Consider the following 15,843-nt stretch of genomic DNA (forward strand, 5'->3'; position numbering starts at 1 on the left):
CCCAATTTCAGCCCCTCCGGCCGCAGTTGATAGACGTTAAAGGATGCAAGACGTCCTGAACCCAGCACTGCCCCTTATCGCCATGGCCCTGGCCGTGGTGGCCGGACTCACCCTGTCCTGGCTGCTGCGCAAGATTGTCCTGCGGCTGAACCGGAAACGACCCGAACTGCAGGCCACCTCCCGGGTGGCCCGCCAACCGCTGCGGCTGGCACTGTGCCTGGTGGGCGTCCGTGCCGCGCTGGGAATGACGGCCGCCGGCGAAAGCTGGCACGGCGCCGTCGACCACTTCCTCCTGATAGCCCTCATCGGTGCCTTCGCCTGGCTGGCCATTGCGGTGCTGCTCATCCTTGAGGCCGTGGTGCTGAAGCGGCACAGCGTGGATGTGGCGGACAACCGGAGGGCACGCCGGCTGCGCACGCAGATGATCCTGGCCCGGCGGATCGCCGTGGCACTGGTGGTCGTGCTTGCCGTGGGCACCGCCATGCTGACCTTCCCCGCGATCCAGGCCCTGGGCACCGGGCTGCTCGCGTCCGCCGGCGTGATTTCCATTGTTGCCGGCCTGGCTGCCCAGACCTCGCTGGTGAACGTCTTTGCCGGCATGCAGCTTGCGTTCACCGATGCCATCCGCGTGGACGACGTGGTGGTGGTCCAGAAGGAGTGGGGCCGGATCGAGGAGATCACGCTGACCTACGTGGTGGTGCATCTTTGGGACGACCGCCGGCTGATCCTGCCGTCCACCTACTTCACCACCACCCCGTTCGAGAACTGGACCCGACGCCAGTCCGAGGTGATGGGCACCGTGGAGTTCGATCTGGACTGGCGCGCGCCCGTGGAGGACATGCGCACCGAACTGCGCCGCGTCCTGGCGGGCACCGAACTGTGGGACGAGCGGGTGGGCGTCCTGCAGATCACCGACGCCACGGGCGGTTTCGTCCGCGTCCGGATCCTGGTCAGCGCGGCGGACAGTGCCGCGCTCTTCGACCTGCGCTGCCTGGTCCGTGAAACCATGGTCACCTTCCTGCAGCAGGGGCACCCGGAAGCGCTGCCGCACCAGCGCTGGGAACAGGCGCACGACGGCGCGGCCGCCCGGCGCAGCGCACCACTGCACGGGCTGGGTGCGCCCTCGGCGGGCGGTGCGCGTCCCCCGGCGGACCCGCACGAATCGCAGCTGTTCACCGGCTCGATTGAAGCGGTGGAGCGGTCCCGGGCCTTCACCGGGCCCGGTGACGAAGTCTTCGAGGAACGGGACCGCAGCCTGGCTTCCCGCAACTGAAACCCTTGATAGGTGACCATATGGTCACCTATTATGGGGGTCATGGACGACGTGTTCAAGGCACTCTCCGACCCCACCCGCCGGGACCTGCTCGACGAGCTGTTCCGCGAGGACGGCCAGTCGCTGAGCGCCCTTGAGGCACGGTTCGACATGAGCCGGTTCGGGATCGCCAAGCACCTCCGCATCCTGGAGGACGCAGGCCTGGTGGTCACCCGGCGCCGCGGCCGGGAAAAGCTGCACTTCCTGAACCCGGTGCCCATCCGGCTGGTCCACGACCGGTGGGTCAGCAAATACGCAGAACCATGGGCCGCTGCCCTCAGCGACCTCAAATCCAGATTGGAAAGTCCCATGGAAAAGATCTTCGAGATTTACATCAAGACCACGCCGGAACGGCTCTGGGAAGCCATCACGGACAGCACCATCCGCAGCAACTACCAGTTCGGGAACACCATCGAGGCAGACTGGTCCCCGGGCGGCCGGTTCGTGATGAACAACCCCCGGGCGGGTGCACCGCTGGGCGAGGGCGAGAACCTGGAGGTGGATCCGCCGCGCCGCCTGGTCCAGACCATGCGGGCCCTCTGGGGTGAAGACGTCAAGGCCGAGGGCACCTCGAAGGTCACCTGGGAGATCGAACCGGTGGGCGATTCCTGCCATCTCACCGTCACGCACAGCGACCTGCGCGAGGGCGCCAACGAGCAGCTTTACGGCGGCTGGCCGATGATCCTCTCCGGCCTGAAGACCTGGCTGGAGACCGGCGAAAAACTCACCACGCCCGGGTCGCTGATGTACACGTAAAACGTCGACAACGGCGGCCGTCCCCTTGGTTGGGACGGCCGCCGTCGTGGTGGTGCTGGCGTGGAGGCACCCCGGGGCCTACGCCCGGGGAATGCGCACGATGGCTGGACCGGGACGGTCGGGTGACAGCGTCACCGTGAGCGCATCGCCGGAGGCCTCCACGGTTCCGCCGCCGCCCTCCACGGACGCCTGCGCCAGGGAGAACGCGTCCGCGTCCAGCGTCACCATGGCCTCGCTCTTACCGCCAAGCGAGTCAACGAAGGCGACGACTTCGGACCCCCGGTCCAGCCAGCGGACCCAGCTGTCCCCGTCACTGCCTGCCGCCGGGCCAGCCTGAAGCGGCCGCCCGCCCACCAGGAACTGCTTGGCGGTTGCCATCCAGTGGCCCAGCCCGGTCAGGGCCTGCCGCTGGATCTCCGGGATGGTGCCGTCAGCCCTCGGGCCAACGTTGAGCAGGAAATGGCCGCCCCGGGAGACAACGTCGGCCAGGTGGCGCGCCAGCTCCTGGCCGGTGAGCGACTGCTCCGGGCCTTCCACCTGGTTGTAGCCGAAGGAGAATCCGATGCCCCTGCAATTCTCCCACTCGGATTCGGACTCGTTCTCCCTGGCGGCTTCGTACTCGCTGGTGGCGTAGTCCTGGTGGGTGTCACCCCAGCGGTCGTTCACCACGCCGTCCGGAACAGCCGCGTAGAAACGTTCGAACAGGGTGCCGAGCCCATGCTCACCGAAGTGCTTGCCGGCGTCGGGCCATTCAATGTCATTCCACAGGACGTGGGGCCGGTACTTGTCCACCAGATCAGCCACGTGGTTGTACGCATACTCCGCGTAACCGGCGTCCTTGGGCCGGGAGGTGTCATGGACGCTTTCACTGGTGATGTGCGGCGGAAAGGGACGCTCATGCCAGTCCAGGCCGCCTGAGTAGTAAAGGCCCAGCTTCAGCCCGTTGTCCTCCACGGCCCGGGCGATTTCGCCGATCAGGTCCTTGCGCGGGCCACGGCGGACCGTGTTCCGCTCCCCCGTTCCCGGGGCGTCCCACAGGGCGATGCCGTCATGGTGCTTCGTGGTGGGCACCACGTAGTCGGCGCCGGCAAATTTGAACAGCTCCACCCAGTCCGCAGGATCAAACTGCTCGGCCTTCCACTGGTCCAGGAAGGCGTCATAGTCCTCGCCACCGTACACGTCCCGGTGGTGCTGCTGGGCAGGGCTGCCGTCGATGCGGATGGTGTTGTAGTACCACTCCGCGTAGGGGTTGTGGGTGAACCACTCGCGGTCCTCGATGGTGCCCAGGGCGCCAATGGGTTCAGCCCAGGCGGGAACGGAGTAGGCGCCCCAGTGGATAAAGATGCCGAACGGCGCGTTCTGGAACCACTCCGGCAAGGGCCGGGACAACTTGTTCCAGTCTTCAGGCGTGGCTGTGCTGTCAGTCATGCTGTACTCCAATTTCAGATAGGTGATTCTGGGAACCTGGGGTCAGGGTGGTTGTTCAGCGGCCGCCGAATCCTCCCATGCTGACGCCTTTGACCAGCTGGCGCTGCAGGAGGATCACGACCAACAGGCTGGGGATCACGGCTACGGTTGCGGCGGCCATCAAGGGCCCCCAGTCCGTTCCGCGTTCGCCGGAGAACATGGACAGGCCAAGCGGGATCGTGGCCCGGGAGACGTCATTGATGACGATCAGAGGCCACAGGAAGCTGCTCCAGTAATCGATGAAGCTGAACACAGCCACCACTGCGAGCGGCGCGCGGACCAGTGGCAGGATGACGCTCCACAGGATCCGGAGGGACCCGGCACCGTCTATCCGCGCGGCTTCTTCGAATTCGACCGGTAGGGAAAGCAGGAACTGCCGGATGAGGAACGCACCGAACGCACCGAACGCGAACGGAACGATAAGCGCCGGAAGGGAATTCACCTGGTCCAGCTTGTTCATCATGATGTACAGCGGGATGACCAGCACCTCCTGCGGCAGCACCAAGGTGCCCAGGAATACAAGGAACAGCTTGTCGCGGTGCTTGAACTGCAGCCGCGCGAAGGCATAGGCGGACAGCAGCGACACCACGGTGGTCAGGGCTGCCCCGGCAATGGACACCAGGAAGCTGTTGGCGATCACCTGCGCGAACGGTATGGCAGTCCAGGCGGTCACGTAGTTGGACCACTCCACGCGGGAAGCCAGGAAGTTGGAACCCGTGGAGAAGACCTCGGAAGTCGGCTTCAGGGATGTGGCCACCATCCAGAGGAACGGGAAGAAGAAAATGAGGCCTGCAAGGATAATGGCTGCCCTGCTGATGTAGGTTCCCGGCCGCTTCTTCCTGCGACGCGCAGGGGGTTGGCTTTTCAAGGTGCCGATGTTCGGGGTGGCACCTTTGGCCATCGTTTCAGTTGTCATAGTTGACCAGCCTCTTCTGCTGGGAGAACTGCAGTGCGGTGATAAGCATGACGATCACAAACAGCGCCCATGCCAGCGCCGAGGCATAGCCAAGCTTGTCGAAGGAGAATCCGTTGCGGTACAGGTAGAGCACGATGGTGTTGGTTGATTCACCGGGCCCGCCCAGTGTGAGCAGGTATGGCTGGGTGAAGACTTTGAAGGCTCCGATGATGGTCATCACCGTGCAGAAGAAAAGCGACGGCGACAGCATCGGCAGCACCACGCGGAAGAACCGTTGCCATGCCCCGGCACCGTCAATACGCGCCGCTTCCAGCAGGTTAGGTGAAATCCCGTTGAGCCCCGCGCCGAGGACGATGATGTTGTAGCCGATTCCCTGCCAGAGGGACATGGCGATCAGCGAGCCCATGGCCAACTGGCTGTTGCTGAGCCAGGACGGTCCGTGGATGCCGAAGTTGGCCAGGAAGCTGTTGACGACGCCGTCATCGGTAAGCATGAGCCGCCATACCAGCGCGTTGGCAACCATCGGCGTGACAACCGGGATGAAGAACAGGACCCGGAAGAACGGGCCCCAGCTCCCCAGGCTGTGCAGCCACGTAGATACCCCCAGCGCCAGGACGAGATTCAGCACGGTGTAGCAGACAGCGAAGAACAACGTGTTGCCCAGGACCGTCCAAAAGACCGGGTCCCCTGCCAGCATGCGGGTGTAGTTTTCCAGTCCGACGAATTTGGGGGTACCGAACAGGGGCCAGTCGAACAGGCTGATCACCAGGGAGGCGATGAGCGGAACCACGATGAAGATGAGGAACCCCAGCATGCCGGGGGCAAGGTACACAGCGGCGAGCTTCCCGTGGCCGGTAACCCTGGCCGGCTTCTTTGCGTTTTTCACGGCGAGCGTCGGTATAGCAGTCATCGTTGACCTATTCCTTGAGCGGGGCAGGCTCCGGGAATGGAGCCCGCCCCCGGAGGATTACTTGGCTGAGTTGGCGATGGTGGAGAGGATTTCCTGGGCTGACTTGCTGCCGCGGAACCCGTCGCCGGAGTACTGCGTGAAGTTCGTTTCCACCTGGTTCCAGGTGGGCGTCGTCACCAAAGGCCGGCCCGACTTCAGCAGCGCTTCGACCACTGCGACGTCGGCCGCGGGCTTGTTTCCGGCCCAGTCCTTGATCGCGGATTCCACGGACGGTACCGTCCCGCGTGCTGCCCCGACGGCTCCGACCACCTCGGGCGTCGTAATCTTCATGATGTTCTTGAAGGCCGTTTCCTTGTCCTTGCAGGACGCCGCGATGGCGAATGCGGAGCCTTGGATCATTCCGATGCTTTGCCCCGAGGTCGAAGGAACGACGGCGATACCCACCTTGCCCTGCGTCTTCGTGGTCAGCGTGTCGTACATCCAGGGGCCGTCGATGATCATGGCCGCCTTGCCGCTCATGAACTGCTGCTCGGGAACATCGCTGCCGTCCGACGCCTGCGGAGGCGCCGCCACCTTTTCCTTGGCGGCCAGGTCAAAAGCGAACTGCTGGTCCTGCACGAGACCCTGGTTGGTCAGGTCCAGCTTCCCGTCCTTGACCGGTTCGTTGCCGTTGGCAAAGGCCAATGGCAAGCCTGGGCCGGCGCCGAAGCCCGGCGGAACGGCCAGGCCCGTGACGCCATCCTTCGTCAGCGCCTTCAGGTCGGACGTGAACTGGGCGGTGGTGTAATTGAGCGTTGGTTCCTTCACTCCTGCTGCGGACAGGAGGTCCTTGTTGTAGTAGAGGACTACCGGCTCGGCGTCGTACGGGATGCCGCGGAGGCTTCCGTCCACCGTCAAGCCGTCAATCATCGCCTTGTTGTACATGGACACGTCAACGTTGTTGCTCTTGACCATGTCGTCAAGCGGCACCGTCAGGTCCTTGAGCTCCTGCGCACGGGCTGCCTGGGTGGTGATGATGCACGGCGCACCGGAACTGGACAACCGCGTCTTCACTTTGGTCCAGTAGTCGTTGAAGCTGGGGCCCTCGAGCGTGAGGTCGAACGCGGGGTCTTTCTTCTTGGCCGCGTCGACGAAGGCCTGCCATTGTGCCCGGTCGTTTTCATTGCTGATCCATGTGTACATCGAGGAGGCTTCCTTGCCCCCGTCGGATGATGAACCTGCGCTTGAACCGCAGGCACTCAAGGTGCCCGCCGCGAGGGCTGCCGCCGCTGCCGCTGTCAGCAGGCGGCCGGTAACGCGTTTGTTCGACACGATGATGTCCTTTCATAGCTGGGGACAAGGGCTGCCCGGCGACGTCCTCGTGGCCTGCCTGGTGTGATGTGCGCAACCCTCGTTCCAACAGAATGACCCGGGCCATCTCAGTAAGTCAAGGAATCATCTGATCTTTTATCGAAAATCTGAACTGGAATGCCAACGAATCGCGACTTTCACAGGTTTTTTGATGACAAGATCAGACGAATAGCCCTACGATGCGCTTTCCTCATCACTGAGGACCGCCTCGGTATCCCGCACCTCTCCCGCAAGGTCCGGTTCGGGGATGGCAGTGACATAATCCTCCACCGCGTACAGGTGGTTGGCCATCCGCGTCCGGGCGCGGTCCACATCATGCCGGCGCAGGGCTTCCAGGATGCCGAGGTGTTCGCGGTGCGTGGCCAGCAGGCCCTCACTGTCGTGGATGGACCGCCACATCCGTCCCCGGATGGTGTTGGTGGACACCGTCTCGATCAACGCGGACAGCACATGGTTGGCAGATGCCTCCGCGATCAACCGGTGAAATTCCACGTCGCACTGCATCGCCGCTTCATGCTGGACCGGTGCCGCGTGGATTGCGGAATGGGCGCGCTCCAGGATGCGTTCAGCCTGATCCAGCTGGTCTTTCCCGATGCAGATCGCCGCAGCGGCAGCCGCCTCTGTCTCCAAGGCCCTGCGGACAGTGTGCACCTGGTTTGCCCGCTCCCCGTCCTGGAGCCCCACCCAGAATTCCATGGCAGACAGGAGGGCCGAGGGTTCCAGCCGGGTCACGAAGGTTCCGGCACCTTGCTTGGTTTCCAGGATGCCCATGGTAGAGAGTGCGCGTACACCCTCGCGGAGCGAGCCGCGCGATACCTGCAGCTCTGCGGCGAGGTCCTTCTCGACGGGTAGCCGGTCGCCCGGCCGAAGCCGACGGGAGGACAGCATCCGCTTGACGCCCGTGATCACCACGTCGGTCTGGGACATCGAACCATTGGTTGCGCCGCTCGTCATAGCTGCCGCCCTTCATTGTGTTTCATAAGCAGCTTCCCATCAGGGAAATCCACTTTCATCTGATGTATTGCTTGGAAAATGCATCCTGCTCCTATATTCTCATCAAATACTTCCAAATACATCAGATGACGCTGGCATCGTTGCTGAGTGTCATCTTCATAGCCTGAATCTGGAGGGCTCACGATGCCACGCATCACCGGTTTTGACGTATTTGACGTGCGGTTTCCCACCTCGCTGTCCGCGGATGGCTCGGATGCCATGAATAAGAACGGGGACTATTCTGCCGCCTACATAGTGCTGAGGACCGATGACCCGGCCGTGTACGGCTGCGGGTTTACCTTCACCATTGGCCGCGGCAATGAAGTCTGCGCCGCGGCCATGGAATTGCGGGCCCGTCCCCTGATCGGACAGGATACGGACTCCATCGGCCGGAACCTCGGGGAGACGTACAGGGACCTGAAGCGCGATTCCCAGCTGCGCTGGCTCGGGCCGGACAAGGGGGTGGAGCACCTCGCCCTCGGGGCTGTGATGAATGCAGTGTGGGACCTCGCAGCGAGGACCGCGGGTAAACCCTTGTGGCGCCTCCTGGTGGACATGACCCCGGAGCAGATTGTTGACGCGGCCGACCTGACCTATCTCTCGGATGCCCTTACCCGCGACGAGGCACTGGGCCTGTTGGCACGCCTGGCACCGAGCCGGGAGGAGCGCATCCGGCAGCTGGCCCAAACCGGTTACCCGTGCTACACCACCTCGGCAGGTTGGCTGGGGTACTCGGACGAGAAGCTCCGGCGGCTTTGCCAGGAGGCGGTGGACCAGGGCTACCGCCACATCAAGCTGAAAGTGGGCGCTTCCCTGGAGGACGACATCCGCCGCCTCGGCATCGCGCGTGAAGTCATCGGCCCTGCCGGCAACCTCATGATCGACGCAAACCAGGTATGGGATGTCCCCCAGGCCATCGACTGGGTCAAGCAGCTTTCCGAGTTCAACCCCCTATGGATCGAGGAACCCACCAGCCCGGACGATATCCTCGGCCACGCTGAAATCCGCCGGGCGGTCCAGCCGATCGGAGTAGCCACGGGCGAACACGGCATGAACCGAGTCCTCTTCAAGCAACTTTTCCAGGCCGGGGCCATCGACTACTGCCAGCTGGATGCCTGCCGACTGGCCAGCGTCAACGAAGTACTCGCCGTCCAGCTGATGGCCGCCAAGTTTGGCATCCCCGTCTGCCCCCACGCCGGCGGGGTGGGGCTGTGCGAACTGGTCCAGCACCTGTCCATCTTCGACTTCATCGCCGTCTCGGGAGACCTCACCGGACGCGTCACGGAGTTCGTGGACCACCTGCACGAACACTTCGTGGACCCGTGCATCATCAGGGACGGCGCCTATGTCATGCCGGCAAACCCGGGGTACTCAGCCGAACTGAAAGAGCAGACGCTGCAGGAATACGCCTTCCCCTACGGGAGCTACTGGGCAGGAACCGACCCCGGCCGGGCTGAACAGGCCTGGCGGGCCGGCAACGAAGCAGGCCGGGTCGCTTTTGCGAGCGCTCGGCGGCAGGTGGAGGCATGATCAATTACACCCTCACCCATCCGGGCCTTTTGGCTGCGCTTGCCGAGTCAGGCCACGGCTCCCAAATCCTGGTTGCTGACGCCAACTACCCGCACAACACCGGTGCACCCGCGTCCGCCCGCCGGATTGCCCTGAACCTGCGGCCCGGCCTGCTGACCATCGACCAGATCCTTGAGGTGCTCATCGACGCCGTCCCGCTGGAGGCGGCGGAGGTGATGACTCCGCCGGACGGTAACTGGACGGACGCCGTCAAGGGCTACGAACGCGCCCTGGGCACGAAGGTGCCCATCACCTCCCACCAGCGCTTCGACTTCTACGACGCCGCACGCTCGCCGAATGTCGCCGTCGTCATTGCCAGCGGGGACACCCGGCACTATGCGAACCTCCTGCTGACGATCGGTGTCCGGCCCGATGGGACGTCGTGATGAGGGCGCCTTCATTGCGGGTCATCGATTCGCACGTCCACGTCTGGGATCCCGCCGGGCTCGACTACACCTGGCTGGAGGATGCGCCCACCCTGAACAAGCCGTTCCTTCCCCAAGACCTCCCGCACACCGGGGCAAACACCCGTGCTGCCGTTTTTGTCCAGGCCGACTGCCGTAATGACCAGGCCCTGCAGGAAGTGGACTGGGTATCGGGCCTGCACGCTGGCTGGCCGCAGCTGGCGGGGATTGTGGCCTTCGCCCCCATCAGCCGCGGTGACGCGGTAGCGGAGGACCTGGACCAGCTGCTGGAACGCCCCCTGGTACGGGGCGTCAGGCAGCTGTTCCAGGACCGGGACGCATCATTCATGGTGGACCCCAAGACGCTGGCCGGTGCACGGCAGGTGGCGGCGTCCGGGCTGGTATTCGATGCGTGCATCCGTGCCGGACAGCTCGGCGCCCTGGCGGAATTTGCCTGCCGCGTCCCTGAACTGCTGATTGTGTTGGACCACATGGGCAAGCCCCCTCTGGCCAGTGGCGACTTGGCGGCTTGGAGCAGGGGGATGCGCGAACTGGCCGGGCGCCCCAACGTCACCGTCAAGATTTCCGGGGCCGGCGCCGAAGCCGACCCGCAGCGTCCGCTGGCGCCTCAGGCACAGCCCGTCATCCAGGAAACACTGCGGCTTTTCGGTGCGGAGCGCTGCATGATCGGCAGCGACTTTCCCGTCTCGGTGACAAGCCCTGCCGCTTACCAGGACTGGATCACCATTGTGGAAGAGTCGATGGCAGGTGCTTCCGACGGCGAGCGCGCCAGCGTCACGCACCGGACGGCAGCCCGCGTCTACCAGCTCACGGAAGAGCCAGGACAGGCCCCCGACCAGGAGAAGGACTGATCATGCAAGAAACCCGCACCATCCCCGGCACGGACGTCCTGCTGCCGGTGCTCGGCTTCGGCGGGGCCCCCATCGGCAACCTCTACCGGCAGGTCCCGGAGCAGGAGGCGGTGGACGCCGTCAGCGCGGCCTGGGAGGGCGGCGTCCGCTATTTCGATACCGCCCCGCACTACGGGCTGGGGCTCTCGGAACGCCGCCTGGGCGCCGCGCTCGCAGGGCAGGACCGCGACAGTTACGTGCTCAGCACGAAGATCGGGCGGCTCCTGCGCCCCAACCCGTCCCCGCAGGGCAAGGACACCGAGGGCTTCGACGTCCCGGACGACCTCATCCGGGTCCGCGACTACTCCCGCGACGGAGTGCTGCGCTCCATCGAGGAAAGCCTGCAGCGGCTGGGGACCGACCGGATCGACATCGTCTACATCCACGACCCTGACGACTACTGGACCGAGGCCGTGGAGGGCGCCGCCCCGGCGCTGTCCGCCCTGCGGGACGAAGGGGTCATCAGGGCCTGGGGCGCAGGCATGAACCAATCCGGGATGCTCCACAGGTTCGTCACCGAAACGGACATCGACGTTGTCATGCTCGCGGGCCGGTACACGCTCCTTGAGCAGGGTGCAGCACAGGACCTGCTTCCTGCCTGCCTGGAGCGCGGGGTTGGCGTGGTGAACGTCGGTGTCTTCAATTCGGGCCTGCTGTCCAAGGAGCGGCCCGCGGCCAACGCCACCTATAACTACGCCCCGGCCCCGCAGGAACTGCTGGACAGGGCCAACCTGCTGGCAGACGTCTGCGAATCCCACGGCACCACGCTGCCCGCCGCCGCCCTCCACTTCCCCTACCAGCACCCCGCCGTCACCAGCGTTGTCCTTGGCATGCGGACGCCGGCACAGGTGAAGCAAAACCTGGACCTGGCCTCGCAGGCCGTCCCGGACCAGCTGTGGGCTGACCTCCGGGACCGCGGACTGATCTCCTAAAAAGCACAATCACGTACAACCAAGAAAAGAAGAAACGAATGCAATTTGCACGCATAGGTGCCCCCGGCAAGGAAGTCCCCGCCCTGCTGCACGGGAAGAAGTACTACTCCCTGGAACACGTGGCCCGGGACATCGACGCCGATTTCTGGGAATCCGACGGTCCCGGCCGCGCGGCAGCGGCGCTGGCCGCGGGGGAACTGGCGGAACTCGCCGTGGACGGCGCCCGGATCGGCGCTCCGATCGCCAGGCCGTCCTCCGTGATCTGTGTGGGCATGAACTACGCCGCGCACGCCGCCGAGTCGGGGTCTGCTCCCCCTACCGTGCCCATCATCTTCCACAAGGCCCCCAACACCGTGGCTGGCCCGTTCGATGCCGTGGCGATTCCGCGTGGTTCCACGAAGACCGACTGGGAAGTCGAACTGGGCGTGGTCATCGGCCGGCGCGCCTCGTACCTGGAATCCCCTGCGCAGGCCCGGGACTATATCGCCGGCTACGTCACCGTCAATGACCTGTCCGAGCGCACGTTCCAGCTGGAAGTGTCCGGCGGCCAATGGTCCAAGGGAAAGAGCTGTGCAGGATTTTGTCCCACCGGACCGTACCTGGTCACCCCCGATGAGGTGGATGCCGGGGACCTTCGGCTGCGCAGCTGGGTCAACGGCGAAATCCGCCAGGACTCCAGCACCCGGGACCTGATCTTCGGTGTGGAGCAGGTGATCTATGACCTGAGCCAGTTCCTGGTCCTTGAACCGGGTGACCTGGTCTGCACCGGCACCCCGGAGGGAGTAGCCCTGTCCGGGCGCTTCCCGTACCTGAAGGCCGGGGACGTCGTCGACATCGAAGTGGCGGGACTGGGCCGCCAGCGCCAGGAATTCTTCCAGGGCTAACCACGAGAGGACAAACAATGGAGTTTGCGGGACTTAAGGCAATCGTCACCGGCGGAGCCTCCGGCATCGGGGCCGCGACGGCGAAACTGCTCCAGGAGCGCGGAGCCGATGTCGCCGTGCTGGACCTCAACCCGGACCAGGCGGCGGGGGTCAAAGCCATCCGCTGCGACGTCTCCGACGACGCCTCGGTCCGCCGGGCTGTCGAAGAGGCCGCGGAGCAACTGGGCGGGATCGACGTCGTGGTTAACAACGCCGGGGTGGGTGCCCAGGGCACCATCGAGGCGAACGACGACGACGAATGGCACCGCGTGTTCGACATCAACGTGCTGGGGATGGTCCGCGTTTCCAGGGCCGCCCTGCCCCACCTGCGCCGGTCCGGCCACGCGGCGATCGTGAACACGTGTTCGGTCGCAGCCACCGCAGGGCTCCCCCAGCGGGCCCTCTACAGCGCGACGAAGGGCGCCGTACTGTCACTCACCCTGGCCATGGCCGCCGACCACCTGCAGGAAGGCGTGCGGGTCAACTGCGTCAATCCGGGGACGGCAGACACCCCCTGGATCGGCAGGCTCCTCTCCAGCGCACCGGATCCCGCGGCGGAACGGGCGGCGCTGGAGGCGCGCCAGCCGCACGGGCGGCTGGTCTCCCCGGAGGAAGTGGCGGCAGCCATCGTTTACCTGGCCAGCCCGCTTTCCGGTTCCACCACCGGAGTGGACCTTGCCGTGGATGGTGGCATGCAGGCGCTCCGGCTGCGGCCCCGCTCCGCCTCCTGACGGCGCCGCCGCCTCCCGACGAAGGCCGTCCAAACCCGGCCGCCACGGGAGCCGCGGGCCGGTAATGTCATGTCATGGACAGCAGTGCCCTGCTCAACGTCGCTTTGGTTCTCGGTTTCGTGCTGCTCGGCGGGGTCTTCGCTGCCGCCGAAATGGCGCTCGTCTCCCTCCGCGAAAGCCAGGTCCGCCGGATTGAAAAGTCCGGGGACCTCGGTGCCCGGACTGCCGACCTGGCACGCAACCCGAACCGGTTCCTTTCCACCGTCCAGATCGGGGTGACCCTGTCCGGATTCTTCTCCGCAGCGTACGGCGCCTCGGCGATCGCGCCCGCCGTCGTGCCCCTGCTGGAAGCCCTCGGGCTGGGGGCGGCGGCCGGGCCCGTGTCCTTTATCGGCATGACCCTGCTGGTGGCCTACCTGTCGCTGGTGCTCGGTGAACTGGCGCCCAAGAGGCTGGCGCTGCAAAGACCCGTCCCCTTCACCAAAATCCTGGCCCCGCCGCTGATCATCCTCGCCAAAATCATGCGGCCGGTTATCTGGCTCCTGTCGGTATCCACCAATGCGGTGGTCCGGCTGGTGGGCGGCGACCCACACGCCAGGCGGGAAAGCATCAGTTCCGAAGAGCTCTGGGACATGGTGGCGGAGAACGAACTGATCGAAGAGAACAGCCGGACCATCCTGGCCGACGTGTTCGGCGCCGGCGACAGGACGCTGCAGGAAGTGATGCGGCCGCGCACGGAGGTCATCTTTATCGACGGTGCCATGACGGTGGCCGAGGCCCGCAGGATGGTCAGGGACGGGCCCTACTCCCGGTTCCCCGTCATCGGCAGAAACCCCGACGACGTGCTGGGCTTCGTGCACATCCGCGACCTGATGCCCCGGGATGAGGCGCAGGACCAGGCGCCGGTGCGCGACATCGCGCGGGAAATCCTCCCACTGCCCGGCACGAACCGGGTGCTGCCGTCGCTGTCCCGCATGCGCAGGACCAACCAGCACATCGCGCTGGTGGTGGACGAGTACGGCGGCACGGACGGTGTGGTCACGCTCGAAGACCTGGTGGAGGAACTGGTGGGCGAGATCTATGACGAGTACGACACCGGCACGGAGCACGAGGACCGCGTCAGCGTGGCCGACGGGACCATCGACGTGGATGGCGGCCTGATCCTGCAGGAGTTCAGGGCGGCCGCCGGGATCGACCTGCCGGAGGGCCACTACGAGACGGTGGCCGGGTTCATCATGGACCGGCTGGGCCGCCTGCCCAAGACCGGCGACAGGGTCCAGATTCCCGGACACGTGCTGACAGTCCTTGCCATGGACCGGCTCCGGATTGCGCGGGTCCGGGTCACCCCGCTGGGTGGCCAGCCAGGATGACAGGCACACCAGGCCGCAACCCGGGGACCAATGGCCCTTGGGCGTGAGGGTGCGGGGCGGACACAGTTAAGGCGTCTTGTTCCCCCCGCCCGGCAGATAGGACCACCATGTTCACCAGAGGCACCACCATCATCGGAACCCTTTTGGCGCTCGGCGCAGCAGCCATCGCTGCGCCGGCATACGCGGCAAGCAGCGACGGCGCGGACGTCGACAGGCTGGATGAATGCCAGACCTACGAGAATTATCAGGTGTGCCGTACCGGCATGGTGGTCAGCAATATTGTCCAGACCCCGGCTGGCATGGACTCCACTTCATCATCCAGCAACTATGTCGACAGCTATGTGGATGGCCAGACTGCCGGGTCCACCATCGGGACGCAGACGCACTCCCATATCCTCGTCCAGAACGGGGAACTGATCGAGGTGGGCCAACACTACACGGAGTCCAGTCCGGCCAGTCCGGACGGCAACGGCCAATGCACGGACCGGGAGGACAACCACCAGGTCAGGGACAGCCTGCAGTACGACCTCGAGGTCTACTTCTGCAAGTGACGCTCCAGGAACGCGAGGGTGCGGGTCCAGGCGTCCGCCGCAGCCTCGGCGTTGTAGGTGTATTTGTTGGTGTCGTTGAAGAAGGCGTGGCCCGTCCCCGGGTACACCACGGCTTCGAACTCCACGCCGGCCACCTGCATCCGCTTCTTCAGCCCGGGCAGCTCCTCCATGAGCGCGCTGTCATTCTCCCCGTAAAAGGCCAGGACCGGGCAGGAGATGGCACGCAGCTCCGAGTCCCTGAACTCGGCGTGGCCGTAGAACGGGACGGCGGCCCGCAACCGGGGCTCGGCAACGGCCAGTGAGAACGTGTAGGTCCCGCCCAGGCAAAAGCCCGTGGCCGCCACCCTTCCGGCCAGTCCCGGCACGCCCTCAAGGTGGTCGAAGCAGGCGCGGAGGGCGGCGACGGCGTGCTTGGCGTATTCCGGGGAGCGGATGGGGGCCATGTGTTTCCGCAGCCGCGGCTGGGCGTTGCTGCGCTGCTGGGGATCGAACGCCGCCTCCTGCAGCTCTCCGGTGAGGTCCGCCGTTCCCCCGGCACCGGTCAGCAGGTCGGGCGCCACCGCCAAGTACCCCTCGGCGGCGAACCGGTCCGCGACGTCCTTGGTATGGCCCACCAGGCCCCACACCTCGTGGACCACCACCAGGCCGCCCCTGGGCGTCCCGGCGGGTTCACTGACGTAGGCATGCACCGACGTCGAGGCGTTTCCGAGCGTCATCATGTTTCCCATGGGGCCAGCATGGCACGCGG

At 65.3% G+C, this 15,843-nt stretch carries 16 protein-coding genes; 10 read left to right on the top strand and 6 right to left on the bottom strand.

Annotated features, from left to right (window positions below; translation table 11 throughout):
• Positions 1-43: 43 nt before the first annotated feature.
• Complete coding sequence (locus K4G53_RS17835; protein ID WP_260323801.1) at positions 44-1,273, top strand: mechanosensitive ion channel family protein; 1,230 nt, start codon at positions 44-46, stop codon at positions 1,271-1,273.
• 42 nt (positions 1,274-1,315) lie between these two features.
• Entirely contained in the window at positions 1,316-2,068 is a 753-nt protein-coding gene (locus tag K4G53_RS17840; protein ID WP_221387022.1) for a metalloregulator ArsR/SmtB family transcription factor, read from the top strand.
• A 78-nt stretch (positions 2,069-2,146) separates the two neighbouring features.
• Here K4G53_RS17840 and K4G53_RS17845 read toward each other — a convergent pair whose 3' ends face one another.
• The 5 genes from K4G53_RS17845 to K4G53_RS17865 form a co-directional block, all read right to left on the bottom strand.
• On the bottom strand, positions 2,147-3,496 hold the full coding sequence (locus K4G53_RS17845; RefSeq protein WP_221387023.1) for an alpha-L-fucosidase: 1,350 nt from the start codon (positions 3,494-3,496) through the stop codon (positions 2,147-2,149).
• 55 nt (positions 3,497-3,551) lie between these two features.
• Entirely contained in the window at positions 3,552-4,451 is a 900-nt protein-coding gene (locus K4G53_RS17850) for a carbohydrate ABC transporter permease (protein ID WP_221387024.1), read from the bottom strand.
• Positions 4,441-5,361 (bottom strand): carbohydrate ABC transporter permease, encoded by a 921-nt coding sequence (locus K4G53_RS17855; RefSeq protein WP_260323802.1) that lies wholly within the window; start codon positions 5,359-5,361, stop codon positions 4,441-4,443. Before K4G53_RS17855 ends, K4G53_RS17850 begins: the two co-directional genes overlap by 11 nt.
• Positions 5,362-5,418: 57 nt before the next feature.
• Positions 5,419-6,672, bottom strand: coding sequence for a sugar ABC transporter substrate-binding protein (locus tag K4G53_RS17860; RefSeq protein WP_308287921.1), 1,254 nt, complete (start codon positions 6,670-6,672; stop codon positions 5,419-5,421).
• Positions 6,673-6,885: 213 nt separating this feature from the next.
• Positions 6,886-7,665 (bottom strand): FadR/GntR family transcriptional regulator, encoded by a 780-nt coding sequence (locus K4G53_RS17865; protein ID WP_221387025.1) that lies wholly within the window; start codon positions 7,663-7,665, stop codon positions 6,886-6,888.
• A 183-nt stretch (positions 7,666-7,848) separates the two neighbouring features.
• Here K4G53_RS17865 and K4G53_RS17870 point away from each other — a divergent pair, with 183 nt between their 5' ends.
• The 8 genes from K4G53_RS17870 to K4G53_RS17905 all read left to right on the top strand — a co-directional run bounded on the left by K4G53_RS17870 (position 7,849) and on the right by K4G53_RS17905 (position 15,095).
• Positions 7,849-9,234 (top strand): L-fuconate dehydratase, encoded by a 1,386-nt coding sequence (locus K4G53_RS17870; RefSeq protein ID WP_221387026.1) that lies wholly within the window; start codon positions 7,849-7,851, stop codon positions 9,232-9,234.
• Entirely contained in the window at positions 9,231-9,659 is a 429-nt protein-coding gene (locus K4G53_RS17875; protein ID WP_221387027.1) for an RbsD/FucU family protein, read from the top strand. Before K4G53_RS17870 ends, K4G53_RS17875 begins: the two co-directional genes overlap by 4 nt.
• Positions 9,659-10,549, top strand: a complete 891-nt coding sequence (locus K4G53_RS17880; protein WP_260323803.1) for an amidohydrolase — start codon at positions 9,659-9,661, stop codon at positions 10,547-10,549. The genes K4G53_RS17875 and K4G53_RS17880 overlap by 1 nt, the downstream gene beginning before the upstream one ends.
• 2 nt (positions 10,550-10,551) lie before the next feature.
• Positions 10,552-11,520, top strand: a complete 969-nt coding sequence (locus K4G53_RS17885) for an aldo/keto reductase (RefSeq protein ID WP_221387028.1) — start codon at positions 10,552-10,554, stop codon at positions 11,518-11,520.
• 38 nt (positions 11,521-11,558) lie between these two features.
• Entirely contained in the window at positions 11,559-12,404 is an 846-nt protein-coding gene (locus K4G53_RS17890; protein WP_221387029.1) for a fumarylacetoacetate hydrolase family protein, read from the top strand.
• A gap of 17 nt (positions 12,405-12,421) precedes the next feature.
• Positions 12,422-13,174: an SDR family NAD(P)-dependent oxidoreductase gene (locus tag K4G53_RS17895; protein WP_221387030.1), complete on the top strand. Its 753-nt coding sequence runs from the start codon at positions 12,422-12,424 to the stop codon at positions 13,172-13,174.
• A 74-nt stretch (positions 13,175-13,248) separates the two neighbouring features.
• Positions 13,249-14,544, top strand: a complete 1,296-nt coding sequence (locus K4G53_RS17900) for a hemolysin family protein (RefSeq protein ID WP_221387031.1) — start codon at positions 13,249-13,251, stop codon at positions 14,542-14,544.
• Between the two features lie 107 nt (positions 14,545-14,651).
• Positions 14,652-15,095 (top strand): hypothetical protein, encoded by a 444-nt coding sequence (locus K4G53_RS17905; RefSeq protein ID WP_221387032.1) that lies wholly within the window; start codon positions 14,652-14,654, stop codon positions 15,093-15,095.
• Here K4G53_RS17905 and K4G53_RS17910 read toward each other — a convergent pair.
• A complete protein-coding gene (locus tag K4G53_RS17910) occupies positions 15,080-15,823 on the bottom strand; it encodes a dienelactone hydrolase family protein (RefSeq protein WP_221387033.1) in 744 nt (247 codons plus the stop codon). The genes K4G53_RS17905 and K4G53_RS17910 overlap by 16 nt on opposite strands.
• Between the last annotated feature and the right edge of the window lie 20 nt (positions 15,824-15,843).

The sequence above is a fragment of the Arthrobacter sp. MAHUQ-56 genome (assembly GCF_019710585.1).
GTDB lineage: Bacteria > Actinomycetota > Actinomycetes > Actinomycetales > Micrococcaceae > Arthrobacter.